Origin of the sequence: Actinopolyspora lacussalsi, from assembly GCA_030803735.1 — a bacterium.
GTDB lineage: Bacteria > Actinomycetota > Actinomycetes > Mycobacteriales > Pseudonocardiaceae > Actinopolyspora > Actinopolyspora lacussalsi.
The window spans coordinates 3647530-3662677 of sequence record JAURUC010000001.1 but is presented as its reverse complement, the minus strand read 5'-3'; the positions used below and the strand labels follow the sequence as shown (position 1 = coordinate 3662677).

At 65.8% G+C, this 15148-nt stretch carries 16 protein-coding genes; 4 read left to right on the top strand and 12 right to left on the bottom strand.

The window, feature by feature from the left end; translation table 11 throughout:
- Window positions 1-65: 65 nt before the first annotated feature.
- From J2S53_RS16445 to J2S53_RS16430, 4 genes are all read right to left on the bottom strand, one after another.
- A complete protein-coding gene (locus J2S53_RS16445) occupies window positions 66-677 on the bottom strand; it encodes a DUF3558 domain-containing protein (protein WP_456241715.1) in 612 nt (203 codons plus the stop codon).
- A 17-nt stretch (window positions 678-694) separates the two neighbouring features.
- A complete protein-coding gene (locus J2S53_RS16440; protein ID WP_456241714.1) occupies window positions 695-1030 on the bottom strand; it encodes a hypothetical protein in 336 nt (111 codons plus the stop codon).
- A gap of 739 nt (window positions 1031-1769) precedes the next feature.
- On the bottom strand, window positions 1770-1973 hold the full coding sequence (locus tag J2S53_RS16435) for a DUF397 domain-containing protein (RefSeq protein WP_456241713.1): 204 nt from the start codon (window positions 1971-1973) through the stop codon (window positions 1770-1772).
- Window positions 1974-1987: 14 nt separating this feature from the next.
- Window positions 1988-2854, bottom strand: coding sequence for a helix-turn-helix domain-containing protein (locus J2S53_RS16430; RefSeq protein ID WP_456241712.1), 867 nt, complete (start codon window positions 2852-2854; stop codon window positions 1988-1990).
- Between the two features lie 122 nt (window positions 2855-2976).
- On the opposite strand from J2S53_RS16430, the gene J2S53_RS16425 reads away from it, so the two are divergent.
- Together J2S53_RS16425 and J2S53_RS16420 are read left to right on the top strand one after the other, a co-directional pair.
- Window positions 2977-3276, top strand: a complete 300-nt coding sequence (locus J2S53_RS16425) for a zinc finger protein (RefSeq protein ID WP_456241711.1) — start codon at window positions 2977-2979, stop codon at window positions 3274-3276.
- Entirely contained in the window at window positions 3273-3425 is a 153-nt protein-coding gene (locus tag J2S53_RS16420) for a hypothetical protein (RefSeq protein ID WP_456241710.1), read from the top strand. The genes J2S53_RS16425 and J2S53_RS16420 overlap by 4 nt, the downstream gene beginning before the upstream one ends.
- Window positions 3426-3735: 310 nt before the next feature.
- Here J2S53_RS16420 and J2S53_RS16415 read toward each other — a convergent pair whose 3' ends face one another.
- The 6 genes from J2S53_RS16415 to J2S53_RS16390 form a co-directional block, all read right to left on the bottom strand.
- A complete protein-coding gene (locus tag J2S53_RS16415) occupies window positions 3736-4386 on the bottom strand; it encodes a hypothetical protein (RefSeq protein ID WP_175530082.1) in 651 nt (216 codons plus the stop codon).
- A gap of 460 nt (window positions 4387-4846) precedes the next feature.
- On the bottom strand, window positions 4847-5929 hold the full coding sequence (locus J2S53_RS16410) for a DUF418 domain-containing protein (protein WP_456241709.1): 1083 nt from the start codon (window positions 5927-5929) through the stop codon (window positions 4847-4849).
- Window positions 5930-6256: 327 nt separating this feature from the next.
- Window positions 6257-7036 (bottom strand): IclR family transcriptional regulator, encoded by a 780-nt coding sequence (locus J2S53_RS16405; protein ID WP_456241708.1) that lies wholly within the window; start codon window positions 7034-7036, stop codon window positions 6257-6259.
- A 137-nt stretch (window positions 7037-7173) separates the two neighbouring features.
- Complete coding sequence (locus tag J2S53_RS16400) at window positions 7174-8376, bottom strand: CynX/NimT family MFS transporter (RefSeq protein WP_456241707.1); 1203 nt, start codon at window positions 8374-8376, stop codon at window positions 7174-7176.
- Window positions 8377-8771: 395 nt separating this feature from the next.
- Window positions 8772-9584, bottom strand: coding sequence for an SAM hydrolase/SAM-dependent halogenase family protein (locus tag J2S53_RS16395; protein ID WP_456241706.1), 813 nt, complete (start codon window positions 9582-9584; stop codon window positions 8772-8774).
- A gap of 69 nt (window positions 9585-9653) precedes the next feature.
- Window positions 9654-10028 carry a DUF2000 domain-containing protein gene (locus tag J2S53_RS16390; protein WP_456241705.1) on the bottom strand — a complete coding sequence of 125 codons (375 nt, stop codon included), beginning with the start codon at window positions 10026-10028 and terminating at the stop codon, window positions 9654-9656.
- A 443-nt stretch (window positions 10029-10471) separates the two neighbouring features.
- Between J2S53_RS16390 and J2S53_RS16385 the strand changes: the two genes are divergently transcribed.
- Window positions 10472-12379, top strand: a complete 1908-nt coding sequence (locus J2S53_RS16385) for a KedN5 family methylcobalamin-dependent radical SAM C-methyltransferase (protein ID WP_456241704.1) — start codon at window positions 10472-10474, stop codon at window positions 12377-12379.
- A gap of 197 nt (window positions 12380-12576) precedes the next feature.
- Here the strand turns inward: J2S53_RS16385 and J2S53_RS16380 are convergent, their stop codons facing one another.
- Window positions 12577-13206, bottom strand: coding sequence for a LysE family translocator (locus J2S53_RS16380; RefSeq protein ID WP_456241703.1), 630 nt, complete (start codon window positions 13204-13206; stop codon window positions 12577-12579).
- A gap of 105 nt (window positions 13207-13311) precedes the next feature.
- Between J2S53_RS16380 and J2S53_RS16375 the strand changes: the two genes are divergently transcribed.
- Window positions 13312-13788 (top strand): Lrp/AsnC family transcriptional regulator, encoded by a 477-nt coding sequence (locus tag J2S53_RS16375; RefSeq protein WP_092925235.1) that lies wholly within the window; start codon window positions 13312-13314, stop codon window positions 13786-13788.
- A 6-nt stretch (window positions 13789-13794) separates the two neighbouring features.
- On the opposite strand, the gene J2S53_RS16370 is transcribed toward J2S53_RS16375, so the two are convergent.
- Complete coding sequence (locus J2S53_RS16370) at window positions 13795-15141, bottom strand: MFS transporter (protein WP_456241702.1); 1347 nt, start codon at window positions 15139-15141, stop codon at window positions 13795-13797.
- Window positions 15142-15148: the final 7 nt, after the last annotated feature.

Below are 15148 nucleotides of genomic sequence, written 5' to 3'. Positions count from 1 at the left end.
CGAATGTCCTTCGCCTGACTCGCATAACACTTCATCGGAACGACAGAAGACATTACCCCCACCTCTCACTTCGCCGCAGGCCACGACGGCAACGACAGTTTCAGAGACTTCCGCGACAAATCACACGGATTCACCTTGCCAACATCATTAGGAGAAATATCCGTGGACGACATGACTACCTGATTTGCGCTCGCGGCCATGTACATCACGCAATCAGCACTATTAGCTGGATCCTCAGTATTTGCCACAACGGCGGGATAGCCGGAAACATCAAGTTTCTCAAAATATCCGTAAGTCGACTTGTTGTCGTAATACTGCTGAATAGATCGATCAGAAAAAGCGGTCAAGGATACCGTAGTGAAAGAATTCTCAACGCTTTCCCACCGACATATATCAGGAAGGCTCGGCTTGAGATCGTTCGGACTGCTCTCTCCGTCAGCTTCCATGCCCAGCGCGGCCGAAGCGTCATCGGTCAGTAATTCACATGGATCGATAGAGGCGGCATCCTTCGGGGCGTCTATCTCGGTTCCAGACTGCGAAGTCGACGAAGTAACACTGTCAGTAGTTGTTTCCGTCGAAGATCCAGTCTCCCCCGTGGAGTCAGCAGAACATGCGGCGAGCACAAAACTCAGCGTGAGAGCACCCGCAGCTACAGCGCCACGCTGTACCTTAGTCATGAAGCTATCCACGATACTCAGCTCTGCCTCTCCGCATCTCGCTGGGCCACCGACGCGTTGTCTTCGGCCAAGCCGTACTCCCGCAGCAGGGCATCGTAAGCGGCTATCTTCTCGTTCAATTTATTTTCGATTTTTTCAGCAGCAGCACGAAGAGACCCTTCGGGTCCGCTCATACGACTCTGAAACGCCTCGCGAGCTTTTCCGGTGGTGTCATCGTATGCGGTCAATTCACCGGGCTCGATCGACTGCGACTCCTTAGCAAGATCCTTAGCATCGTCCCGCGCTTTTCGCAGGTCTTCGACTGCTGCTTTCAGCTTCTCGTGGTCGACACCGAAGCCGTCCTGCTGGCTCACGTCTGCTTCCCCCTGGTCCCCTGGGCCATGATCCGAAACCGGGCCACATCCTGCCGGACCAGCGCACGCCACGTCAGCAGAACAGACCCACTATCACTATGACGATCGACACTCTAACGTGTTCCGGAAAACACACTGCGATCACTCGAACGGCTCAGTCCACCTGTAGTGATCCCTCGTGCGAGTGAGAGCTACCGCCACTACTCACCCAGCTCCGTGATCTTCACCCACGTTCCTACCCAGTACTGACTCACCGGGAAGCCCGATGTAGAGTCAGCAGCGGATCATCGAACGATTACGTTCAGCAACAAGCCTCATGTTTTCGGGATAGATTTCAGCTGCTCAACCACTGATTTGCGAAAGCAAACAAAAGAAGGAGTCCGTTTCCGGACACACTTCGTATTGCTTCACTGATTCCGTCCGATGCCAGCAGCAGGATCACAGTCCGAGCGGTCAGTACCGACACCGCTGACACCGGACGATCAACTCGGGGCCACCACGGCAGAGTCGCCAGACCACCGAGCGCTAAATCTTCCGATGAAACCTTCGGAAACCGAACAAATCGTTACAGTAAAGTTGTCTAATTCCGGTAGCCGTCCCCCTCAGCCCCGCGGCCCAAGCAGACCGGCCCCGAGCCACCGGCCGACAACCGCACAACGCTCAGTCCATCGCACCGGGGCTTCGTGAATTTCGCGGAAAATTGACGCCCCGGCCACGGCGTAGCGGCGTGCGCGCGAGGTCAGCCCTGGCCGTAGTCGCCGGTCTTGAGGCGGTCCATAAACCCGGCCCAGGCCGCGGGAGTCACGGTGAGGGTGCCGCCCGGGCGATCCTTGGTGTCGCGAATGCCGACGGCCCCACTGGTCAAGGCCACCTCGACGCAGTGGGCGTTGTTGGCGCTGCGGCTGGATTTACGCCAAGTGTGCGGTGCGTTTTTTCCTGCCATACCTGGGACTGTAGTTATCCCCGCAAGTTTCGGGAAGCCGAAGTGATCTTGCCCAACGACTCTTCGCGGTTCAGGGCGGCTTTGCTCGCTTCGGTGTGTGCGAGGCTGTGTTCGCGAATGGTCAGTGAATCGGTGATCAGTTGTGTGCTCGTCACGGTTTCGTGCCACAGCAGCATGGGCAGCTTGCCGGTGGGGAACGTCATGAGCAGGAAGGGTGAACCGCCGATCGCGTCGTGCCCGGTCGCTTCGAAGGGCACGACGCGAATGTCGAGAGTGTCAGGGTAAGCGTCGATGAGCTCGATGAGGTGGTCGAGCTGCTCGGCAAGCACTTCGGTGCCGCCGATCCGTTGATGCAGCGCTGCTTCGCTCATCACCGAGCTGAGCTGGAGCGGCTCCGAGCCGGTGATGCGATGCTGTCTCCTCCTGCGGCATTCGAGCCTGCGTTCCACTTCGGCCAGCCGGATGTTGGGCGCGCCTGCCTCGATAACGGCTCGGGCGTAGTTCTCGGTTTGCAGTAGTCCGTTGACGATGGCGCTGTCGTAGGAGCGCACGTTCTCCGCGCCGTGTTCGTAGCCGAAAAAGCGCAGTAGCTCGTCGCTGAACAGTGCCGAGTAGTCGCTCCACCAGCCACGGTTACCCGCCTCGTCGCGCAGGCTACGTAGCTCAGCGGCTTCTTGGTCATCGAGCTCGTACGCCTCGGCCAGCGTCGTGAGTCGTTCCTCGCCGATGTTTTTCTTCCCGTTCTCGAACTCCGACAGGTAGGCCGCGGTGATCCCGAACCGCTTGGCAGCGGCGGTGGCACTCAACCCGGCTTCGTCGCGCTTCTCGCGGAGCCGACGTCCGAGTTCCCAGGCGGCGACGGTCGGTGAGCTCGGGGCCATCGAACGCTCCTTCACTGCGTCACGCTTTCTGGTGATCTGGCTATCTAATTAGATAGTCGTCATCTACTGTCGATAACGAAAGGTGATTTTACATGTACTTTGAGTAGTAAGGAGTGTTCCTGATGCTTGAGGTTCCGTTGTTGGGGTGGGGTTGGTCGGGTCCGGTGGTGTGGTGGAACCCGGTGGGCGGGTTTCGGCACGCGTTTTCCCGGGAGGTTCGGCCGCGTCCGGAGCAGCGGCGTGACACGTTGTGCGGGCAGCACGTGGTGTTGACGGATCCGTCCGAGGTGGACTGGCTGGTGCCGACCTGTGACATCTGCATGAGCGCGGCGATCGAGCACGGCCGCGAACAGGAGCGCCAGGAACAGGAGACCAGTCGCAAGCTCCGCGAACGCTTCGGCGAGCACGGGGGTGCGCTGTGACGGCGGCGAGCACGCTGGGCCCGGCCGTGCCGCACCAGCCACTCGGGTTGCTGTGGCTGATCGGCACGGTGCTGACGCTGGCGGTGGGCAGCGTCCTGGCCCCACTACGCGGCGGGCACGGCGAACGACATCTGCTCGTCGCGGCGTGACCCCGCCGAAGGACGACCCGCGAACACGAGAAGGGCCGACACCGCACCCGCGATGTCGGCCCTCGCCGATATGTCAGTCAGTGACCGCTCGCCGCGATCCTCGCCGCTCCCCGCCTGGAAACCGACACCGGGCCCGCGCCGGACTCCGCCGAAGAACCCGGGGCTGCTCGTATCGCGCGTGGACCCCCACGAGATCCCGCGAACCGCCTACGAGCGCCGAACATCCGGCAGGCGATCTTCCAACCACGGTGTCGGGCGGTTTCGGCAGCGCACATTCGGCAGCGCACGTGTCGAAACCGGTCGTTGTGCCTCAGTTGCGCGAAGGCGCGGGGGTCTCGGAAGCCAGCAGCTGGTCGTAGACCACTTCGTTGACCCAGCGGGAAACGGCGGTCTGCTCCACGGGAGCGCTGTCCGCGAACGACCTGCCCTCCAGCTCCACGCGGATGCTGTTCTCGTCGGCGCTGAGCACCGCCACGCCGAACTGCCTGGCTCTGATCAGGCAGGTCGAGACGAAACCGTCGCGGTCGCTGACGCTGCGCGGGACCACGATCGCCGCGCTGGTGAAGCGCGCGAAGGGCACCACGGCGGTCAGCGCGGTACGCCAGTGCCGCGCCGGGGCGAGCACCCCGGACAGCCGCGCTGCGGCGGGCGGCACCCGGTCGCTCATCTCCGGCCACACCCAGGTGGCGATCTCCGTGCGGTCCAGCACCGGTGCACTGCCGACGCAGACCCGTTCGGCGTGCGCGTCCGGAACCAGCTCGGCGACCGGGACGACACGCCGCCCCAGCAGCCGCACCGCGGGCAGCACGCTGCCCGTCCAATCGAGCGTTCCGACGGCGAGGTCGGCCAGCTCCTCCACGGAGCTCGGCAGATCACACGTGTCGGTGAGCCCGGTCGAACAGATTCGAATCCCGTTGTCACCGCGGTTGTCTCTCGCGGCGTATCCAGGTGTCGCGGTCAATTTTCCCGCCTCCAAGGGTGATTGCGCGAAACCAACGGCCGAAGCGGGCGGAACCGTCGGAACGGCTCCGGCGCCGCCTACTCGGCGCATCTGCACGTGCACCCGACTAGAACAGCCACGAGGGGGTTCTATGCGCTCACCTCGGGTTCGCTGCGACAGACGGCCAGCAGACGTCGGTGACCGGTAGCTGAATGGTTCGGGAAATTCGGTCCGGCTTGACCGCCATTCGGGTGAGTAAGCGGCGAACCGACACCCGACACCTCTCGCTGATTTTCACCATCCGAGTGAACGGCCGACATAATTCGGCCACAGCGGGGCGGATCCCCACAACCACCCCGCACACGCCGAATCATCGAGAGTTCCGACATCGTGCGGCACCTACCCGATGTCGGGCCTCCCGGAGCGAGAGCCGTCGGGAGGTTCCGCCGAGCGACCCGACACCCCGACCGAAAAACCTCGATCAGACGCCCTGCCCGGCACCGCGCAGCGGAACCGGCGACCACCAGGTCACGACCCGCCAGGCCCACTCGAACGGGCCGTAGCGGAACCGGCGCAGCCACCAGCGGCTCCAGAGAACCTGCACGCCGAGGATGCCCCCCGCGAGCGCGAACGCCGTGCCGAACCGCATCGAGTGCGGCAGCCCCAGCACGGGCGCCAGGGCCACGACCAGCAGGGTCGCCGTCAGGTAGTTGGTCAGCGCCATCCTGCCGAGCGGTTCGAGAACAGCGGACACCGCCGGCCCCACCCGGGTGCGCAGCAGCAGGAGCAGACCGGTGACGTAGGCCGAGGCGAGGAGGATCCCGGCCGCCGCCGCGCCGTGGGAGTAGCTGTTGCGCACGATGTCACCGCTCTGCCAGTGGAGCAGCGGAGCGGCGGCGGCCAGCGACAGCGCGAACACCAGCGCCACGGCCGTGTTCGACCGATCGAGCCGGGCGTGGACCCCGTACCGCGCGGTGGCCAGCCCCAGCAGGAACAGTCCGGGAATGAGCGCGGTACCGCCGTACAGCAACAGCACGGCCGCGGCGGTGCAGAGGACACCGGCGAGCAGCACCAGCCAACGGGGCAGCCAGCTGGCGGGCAGCAGCACGGCTATGCCGACGATCGCGTAGGGCAGCAACGCCTCACCCGGCTGCAGGAAGTGGTGCAGCGCCCCGACCACGCCGAGAGCGACCATCCTGCGCAGCAGCACCACTCGCGGCACGGAGGAGCGGCGGGCGGCACCGTCCAGGAAGATCGCGAAGCTCAACCCGAACAGGAACGAGAAGACCGGGAAGAACCGCTGGTGAACCAGCAGCTGCGACCAGTACTCGGCGGGCACGTACACCCCCGGTTCCGGGGCGCCGCGCATGTGGGTGATCTGCGGGATGTTGACCAGTAGGATCCCGCAGATGGCCAGGCCGCGGACGGCGTCGAGCGCGCGGACGCGACCCCGGCGGGAAGGAACCTCCGAAGCGCGCGGTGCGGCGGAACCGGCCGTTTCGGCCGCGTCCGCCCGTTCGGTTGTTTTGTCCCTTGTGGACTCTTCGGGACGGCTGGAGCTCACTGCTTCACCCGGCTGTCGCTGACGCGGAAAACTGACCGGCCGGGGAGAGCGAACCGGTGCGCGAACCGCGGCCTCTCCGGCCACGGCACAGTTTTCCGCGAGAGATCGCGAGGCGCATGCGGGTTCATCCCGAGAACGATCCGGAATCCTGCCCCGTTATCGAGGGGCGGAACTCAGGGTCATCCCCGACGGGAGCCTCGGGCGCGGGTCGCGGACAATCCTTCCGAGGGAATTTCGGCGGATCCGATTCCGGACGGGACGGCCCGGGATTTCGGTGATGTGTCCGAATCGGACAGATCACGAGCGCCCGCGACCGGGAAACCTCAATCAGTCCACACCGGCCGTCGTCCGGTTCGCCTCGGCCAACCGCTCCCCGATCGACCCGGCGGCCCGGGAGAGCGGCCGGACCAGCTTGGCGACCTCGGCACGCGCGCTGTCGACCACCAGCCCGAGCGCGGCCACCACCTCGCCCTCGGAACGCACGGGCACGGCCACCGAGCAGGAACCCAGCGTCATCTCCTCGGTGGTCCAGGCGAAACCGCGCCGCTGGATCCCGCCGATCTCGCGCACCAGCCTGCCCGGCTCGACGATCGTGTAGGGGGTGTGGCGGGAGAGGTGGTGGGCGCAGTACTCCTGCACGTCCTCCCGCGAGGCGTGCGCCAGCAGCACCTTGCCCACGCCGGTGGTGTGCAGCGGCAGCCTGCCGCCGCTGCGGGAGATGATCGGGGTGGAGCGCCTGCCGGTGAGCTTCTCGACGTAGACGGCCTGCAGCCCGTCGCGCACCGCTAGCTGCACGTTGGCGCCGGTCTGCTCGTGCAGCTGCTGCATGTAGGGCATCGCCACCCCGCGCAGCCCGGTGTGCACCGGAGCGAGCAGCCCGAGCTCCCACAGCCGCAACCCGATCGCGTAGCGCCCGTCGGACTCGCGCTGCAACGCGCCCCAGCTTTCCAGTTCCCCCACCAGGCGGTGCGCGGTCGCCAGCGGGATCTCGGCGCGGTGGGAGATCTCGGTCAACGACAACCTGTCGGCGTCCGGACCGAAGGCGGTGAGCACGCTCAGCGCACGCTCGGTGACCGAACGACCCGACTGCCTGCTGTTGCCCGCCATCGACCTCTCCCGATTCCTCGGCGTCGGGGACCCCGGTCGTGGGACGCGGTCGCCGCGTCGCGAATACCTGCCACGTACCGGCCCTCACCCGGAAAGATACTGGGAGGGTGAAACGGCGCACACAGCGGATTCGGTGATCAGCCCACCGAGCGCTCACCCGAACGGCGCACCGCCGAGTCCGCACCGATGCGCAGTGGCCTACCCGCACCGAGCGCGGCCAGCGCGCCGAACAGGCACACCGCCAGCAGCAGCCACATCGACAGCGTCCAACCACCGCTGATCTGGTGCAGCAGCCCGACGAGCAGCGGTCCGGTAGCCGCGACCAGATATCCCACAGCCTGCGCCATCGCCGACAACCGGGACGCCACGGCGGCGTCCGCGGCACGCAGCCCGATCACGCTCAGCGCGAGGCCGAACAGCGCGCCCATCCCGAAGCCGAGCACCACGGCCGCCGCCCACATCCAGGAGAGCGGCGCCAGGAAGACCCCGAGCAGCCCCAGCGCCGAGACCGCCAGCAGCGACACACCCAGCACCCGCTGGTCCGCACGTCTGCCCGCCAACAGCGGCAGTGCCATCGCGCCGAGTGCCTGCACCAGCGTGGACATCGAGAGCACCAGTCCAGCGGCGGTGGCGGCCATCCCTCGGTCCTGGGCGATGGTGGGCAGCCAGCCGAACACCACGTAGGCCAGCAGCGACTGCAGCCCCATGAACGCGGTCACCTGCCAGGCCAGCGGGCTGCGCAGCAGCTCCACGGCCGAAACGCCGGAGTCGGGGGCGACCGCGCGACCACGCCGCAGGAACGGCAGCCACACGAGGCCGGCCAGCAGCGCGAGCCCGGCCAGCGCGATCAGCGGCACCCGCCAGGAGCCGTCGGCGGCACGCATCAGCGGCACGGCCAGCGCCGCGGCGAGGCTGCTGCCGAGCGTGAGGAACACGGTGTAGAGCGAGGTCACCAGCGTTACGCTGCCCGGGTACTCCCGCTTGATCAGGGCGGGGAGCGTGACGTTGGCGATTCCGACGGCCGCGCCGACCACGATCGTGCCGCCGAACAGCGTCACCGTGCCCGGCCCCGCGCGGAGCAGACTGCCCAGCACCAGCAGTGGCAGGCAGACCGCGACCACGCCCTCGTCGCCCCACCTGCGGCGGATGGAGGTGGCCGCGAGCGCGAACACGCCGAGGCAGACCACCGGCAGGGTCGGCAGCAGACCCGCGAGCCCGGGGGACATCCCCAGTCCGGCCGCGATGTCCGGCAGCAGCGCGCCCGCCGCGGTGAACGGCGGGCGCAGGTTCAGCGCCAGCGCCGCGATCGCCACCAGCAGCCACACCGAACGCTTTCGCACCGTTCACCGCCCTCCCGTCCGGCGTGCTTCCGACAGCGAGCGCGAGCCTCGCGTCGGGCTCGTCGCGCTCGACTCGGGGGCCGTGCGGGAGGACGGCACCCCACGGCGAGGTGCCGCCATGACGCGGAACGCTCCGGAACGGCCTCGCCAGGCGGGCTCGGAGGTGCTCACCGCCGCTTCGCGGCGAACAGGTGTCGAAACTGCCACTCCCACACGAAATCACGAACCCGGTTCCGGCGGAGAGCCTTCCGGATCGTGGTACGAGTCACCGGGCCGTTCGTCGGGGCGAGTGAGGCGGCGTCGCGCCGTACGAGCGCGACGCGGCAGAACGCCGCGTGGCCCAGCTGCGAACCGGGCCACGCCGGACTGCGTTTCGGCTGCCGTGCCACCGACTCTCAAGAGAGCCGCAGTGTGAGCGCGTCACCCTCGTGCAACGAGAACTTGTTCGCCGCGCTGCCCAGGTTGACCGCGACGGCGAGCCGGTCCGCGGAGTCGATGTGGGCCAGCGCCTCGCCTTCGGCGACGCTGCCGAACGTGTGTACGAAGGGAATCGGGTACGTCTCCCCGTTCGAGATCAACTCGAGTTTGGTCCCGACCGTGGCCCCACCCGACTCGAGGAATCCGGAATCCAGCGATGTCTGCAGGTTCCCGAAGCGGTCCTCTACGACGACCTCGGCGTAGAACGTGTCCCCCTCGTTTCGGCGGACAGGGTCGGGGATCCGGATCAGCTCGTCGACCGGAACAGCGGGACCGAACTCCTCCGGTGCGACACCGGCGGCGAGGTGCGCGGCCGCCGGGGCGAAGATGTCGCGCCCGTGGAAGGTGTTCGAGATGGTGCCGAGCCGGAAGCCGGGATCGTCGAGTGCGTACGCGGCGTCGACGCCACCCAGTTCTTCCGCGGCACGCAGCATCATACCGTTGTCCGGTCCCACGAAGAATCGGTCACCGACCACGAGGGCAACGGGCTTGCGCGGAGTCCCCACACCGGGATCGACCACTGTGAGGTGCACGGCGTCCTCCGGCAGATAAGGAACGGCCTGCCGGAATATCTCGGCACCGTGTCCGAGGTCGCCACGCGGCACGAGATGGGTAACGTCGATCACGCGCGCATCCGGGGCGATACGAGCCATGACTCCGTGGCAGATACCCACGAACTTGTTTTCCAAACCGTAATCGGTCAGAAAAGTAATCCATTTTTTGCGAGACATCGAAATAACACCGATCCCAACGTTCGAGCACCAGAAACGCCCTGATCAAAACAATACTTCGACACACCTTCATCGAAGGCTTTTCAGGTTTCCCGAAATGGACTTCACGGGCTTGCGCGGTCCGTGAAGCGCGATTCCGAGATATCCCATTCCGTCCATACTTATATTCTTCTCGTACTCATCGTACGAACGGCTGTTCCGGGCCGCCTCGTTGAAGTCGATCACCATGACACCCGAGCCGATTGCCTTACGTCGGAGCGCGGGCAGCTCCGCACCGGGTGCCCCGAGAACCGGGAGCGGCCTGGTCCCTATCCCCGGATGGATTTCCCCCTCCGCGTCCTCGAGCTCCGGCCCCGTCCGGATGAGACCGTGAGCACCGAGCGCCACGCCCAGCACCGCGGTGGTGTTGGCAGCGAGCCATCGCGGCAACTCCTCGTCGAGCACGAGTACACACAGCTCCTCGTCCTCCTGGTCGGACATCGAACCCCCTCATGTGCGGGAAGACGGCAACGAAAAGGTGCTGGGTTTGATCAACAGCTTGCCCAACACATCCCCCCGTGTCACCAAGCCCGGACAAAATTCGCCGAAACACCTCTCAACGCGAACAAAATCCGAGAGGACCGACACGAAATCTTTCGATCTCGAATGCGGTGCGTACCGTAGGATTTCCGAACAAATACAAAAACATCGAGCGTTGACACACTGATCAGGAACCAGGAGACTGCGATCAGGTCGCGCTGAATCGCAGCCGCGGTGGGCACGAACACAACGATGTTTCGGCGGCGTAAAAATTTCTCGCGACTCCCACCCCGACCCCGACCGGGGTGCCCTATCTGCTCGTATCCGCGTGTTCCCGACGAACGGTCCCGACTGATTGGGAAATACCGATGCTCACAGTGAAGCTCGTCCAGCAGGGTGTATGGCACATGTCCAGGGAGTCCATGCCGCTCGCGGCGGGGTACCTGGCCGCTTCCGTCGAGAGCGACGCCAACCTGCGGGAAGAATGCGATGTATCAATAGAGAATTTTCCGGGTAATTTAACCCCGATCGAAATGGCGATACAACTCCTGCGGGGCGGAGTACCCGATGTCGTCGGATTCTCCGTGCTGGGCTGGAATGTTCGGCAGTTCTCCGCCTTGGCTGAATCGATCAAGCAGGCCAATCCGAAGTGCGTGATCATCTTCGGTGGTAATCACGTCGCCCACCAGGCCACACGCGTGTTCAACAACTGCGACGCGGTGGACGTCGTCGTCAACGGCGAAGGCGAGTTCACTTTCCGGGATCTCCTGCACGCGCTGCTCGAGGAGCGGAACTACTCCGAAATCGACGACATCTCGTTCCGCGACGCCGACGGCCAGCTGGTCACGACCCCGGCGCGGGACCGGATAACGGACCTGGACGAGATACCTTCCCCCATCCTGAACGGTTCCGTACCGTTGCTCGACGACAACGGTCGTTTTCGGTACGACGTCGCGCTGCTGGAGACCAACCGGGGATGCCCCTATCACTGTGCGTTCTGCTTCTGGGGCGGCGCGGTGGGCCAGAAAGTTCGCGCGTTCTCCCGGGAGAGGTTACGTCTCGAGCTCGAGACACTGGCACGGGCCGGGGCCGAGACGATAGTGCTCTGTGACGCGAACTTCGGAATGCTGCCGCAGGACATGGAGTTCGTCGAGGACCTCATCGCCGTCAAGAGAAGGTACGGCTATCCGGTCGCCCTGGAGACGTCGTGGGCCAAGAACAAAAACGCGATGTTCTACAGGATAGTGCGACTCATGCGGGACGCCGATCTGCAGAGCTCCTTCACGCTCGCTCTCCAGACGCTGGACGTCGACACGCTGTCCAACATGAATCGACGCAACATGAAGATCAATCAGTGGCGCGAGTTGGCGGAGTGGCTGGCGGCCGAGGGGCTCGACGCGTACGCCGAACTCATATGGGGAGCTCCGGGGGAGTCCCCGGACTCGTTCCTGGCCGGTTATGACGAGCTCGCCAAGCACGTGTCCCGCATCGCGGCCTATCCCCTGCTGCTGTTGCCCAACACCGACTACACCGAACGTCGTGAGCTCTACGGTTTCGTCACCGTCCGCGGCGACCGCGACGACTTCGAGTACGTGCTGGCGAACAAGGACGTGAGCCTGTCCGAGAATCTCCGGATGCAGCGTTTCCTGTTCTGGGCACGCCTGCTCGCCGAGAACGTCGTCCTCCGGAACATCTTCCCGGTGCTCCGGGCGAGCGGGAGCATGACCCAGTCGGAGGCCATCCTGTCGTTGGCGGACTACGTCGACGAGCAAACCCGACCGGGAGCCCGGTTGCTCACCCAGGCGGCGGAGCGCTCGACCGCCGATCCCGACTCATTGGCGCCCGCACTGGAGTACTGCTTCACCGAACCCGAGTTCGAAAGCCTCGTGGTCGACTGGTGGCACGACCGCCTCAGCCACGCCGTACCTGTCGAGTGGCGCGAGGCAGTCGGTGAAGTGCTGCGTTTCGACCTGGACACCCGTCCTCTCCCCGATGCGGAGAAACGCGGGTTTCCCGATGCGGAACCGATCACGGACGGAGCGCTGCGTTACTGGGCCGTCGACCGGGAGTACTCACACGACGTCCCCGAGCTCGTCCACACTGCCAAGGCATCCGGAGAGCTGCCGGTTCCGCCCGAGCGGGTGCACACCCCCGTGCGGTTGCTCTTCCGCGAAGGGTTCGCCGAGCTCGCACGCTCCACCAACCACGAGGAGACCGCCCACTACGTCGCTCGGGTGGAGTCGAAACGCCGCGAGTACTCAGCGCGCGGCGTGTGAGACGGAGCGGAATCGCCACGTCGGACCTCGTAGACGACGACACGGTGTCGCGAGCACGGCGGTCCGAACATCGCGTCGTCGACGACGGGCCCGACGTGACTCCGCCGCGAGGAATCCGAGGAACCGAAAACCGTCCGGAAGTCCTCGCGGGGAAATTCTTCCGCCGCTCTCAGCGCGAGAGCAACCCGCGGAGATTCTCACAGTCCCCCCACGAGAGCCACCGCGCCGAGCGCGCCGAGCGCTGTCCCGGCCCCGGCGTCGACGGCGGTGCGGACGGACCCGCGTGCGAGCGTGGTGTGGATCGAACCGAGCGCGGTGACGTACAGGGTCCACCACGTCGCGGCACAGCCGACCACCAGCATCCCCATGAACAGGGTCTGCACGAACACGGGCGGCCCTGACGCGAGCAGGAACTGCGGCATGAAGGTGAGGTAGAACAGCAGTGCCTTCGGGTTGAGCACGTTGTTGAGGAATCCCTGCAGGAACGGCGAGTTCACCCGCCGCGGCGGCGGTGGAGCCGTAGCGGGAGGACGTTGCCGCCGACGCCACAGCGACAGCAGGACGAAGCCGCCGAGCGCCAGGAGGTAGATGCCTCCGGACATGCGCAGGATCGTCAGCATGGTGGTGCTGGCCGCTATCACCGCTGCCAGCCCACTGGCAGTGATCATGGTCAGCAACGCCAGCCCCGCGCAGATGCCCACCATCGTCCGGTATCCCCGCGTTCGGTCACCGGCCACGGCATTCCTGGTCACCAGTACGAAATCCGGCCCGGGGACGACCAGCATCAGCACGGTCGTGCCGATGAAGACGAAGACATGCTCGATCATAATCGTCCAATTGAGTGAGACCTGTTCAACATTCTCGGCGCGACTGGGACAAAGTATCCGCTGACGACACGGGAAGGGACAACACATCCGTGTAGAATTCGACCAATGTCCCGGTCTGTCCCATTGGATTCGGTGGATCTGAAAATTCTGGCGGCACTGCAGAACAATGCCCGGCTCCCCAACAAGGAACTGGCCGCGACGGTCGGGATCGCACCGTCCACTTGTCTGGACCGAGTGAACAGACTCCGCGAAACCGGAGTCATCGTGGGATATCAGCTACGAGTCGATCCGGCCAAGCTCGATCGACCGCTGGAAGCGCTGCTCTACGTCCGGATGCAGCCGCATCGTCGTCCGCTGGTGGACCCCTTCGTCGAACACGTCCTCAACCAGCCCGAGACCCGCGAGCTCTACCACCTGACGGGACCCGACGACTTCCTCATCCACGTGGCGGCGGAGAACGCGAACGCCCTGCAACGACTGGTGCTCGACGAACTCACCGCACGTGACGAGATAGCCCTGGTGCACACGAACCTCGTGTTCCAGAGATGGCTCGGCGGTCCGCTCCTTCCGCCGGACGAGTGAGCGTCGTCAGTCGGCCCGCTCCTCGGACGGGTCGGCGGCGAGCTGCTCCTCGTCCCGCTCGGCCGGAGGCCGGTTGGGCGGCGCCGGTGGCGGGTCCCTGGTCAGCACAGCGGCCACGACGACCGCGACGGGCAGCAGGCAGAGCACGAGAAGCACGGGCCGGTAGGACACGGTCATCGAACGCCCGATCGCCAGCAGTGGTGGCCCGAAGGCGGAGGCTCCGACGGTGACGGAGTGGACGACCCCTCGGATGGCGCCGATGTGGCGCAGCCCGAAGCAACGGGGAAAGGCCACCGCCTCCAGGGTGCGGATGCCGTTGGTGCACACGCCGAGCGCGAGTCCGTAGGCGAAAGCGGTCCAGCCGGGGTGCACCCATCCGGCGCCGAGCGTGGCCACGGCGAGGACGGTCATGGTGGCGATGATGAGCACGCGGTCGGCCACGTGGTCGGCGAGCCAACCGAGCAGGAAACTGGCGGCGAGTCCGGCCAGCGTCTGGGGGATGAACACGGCCGCGGCCTGCGCGGCGCTCAGTCCCCGCTCGCCGAGCAACGAGACCTGGTGGAAGGTCAGCGCGGTGGCCACGAGGCTGCACACCCCGACACCGCTCGCGACGACCCAGAACATACCGGTGCGCATCGCCTCGGGCAGCGTCCAGTCCACGGCAGGACCGTTACGGCGCCCGGCTCCGCCACCGGAAGCTGATTCCCGCCGGTGTTCTTCTGGGCGGGGTGGGTTGCGCGGTAGGACGAGCAGCGCGGCGGGGACGACGAGCGCGAGGACGACCGCCCCTTCCAGGGCCCAGACCTCGCGCCAGCCCAGCTGGGAGACGAGCCGTTCGAGCAGCACCGGCGCCAGGGAGATGCCCGCCGTGCCGATGGCCGAGGTGAGGCCCATCGCGAAGCCGCGGCTGCGGTGGACGTACACGGCCACGGTGGTGGTGGCCACCAGGTTGAGCGCTCCCTGCCCACCGACCCGGATTCCGATGAAGGCCGCGGTCAGGCCGATGATGCCGGACACGGTGGAAGCGGCGAGCAGGATGATCCCGAAGCAGGCACCGATGGCGGCCATGATCGTGCGAGGGCCGAAGCGGTCGATGACGCGTCCCAGCAGCGGCATGACGAGCGCACCGGAGATCGAACCCGCCATGTAGGCGGTCGAGACCACGGTGCGGGAGATTCCCAACGACTCGATGATCGGATCGACGAAGATCGACACGGCCGGGGTCTGTCCCGGGGCGGTCAGCGCCAGTGCCGTCGCGGTGGGAACGACCACGCGGGACAGGCGGGGCTCGGCCGCTGTCGTGGTGTTCGTCGCTGTAGTGCTGTTACCGGAGCCGTCGGAAGTGGTGGGCACTGGGCGG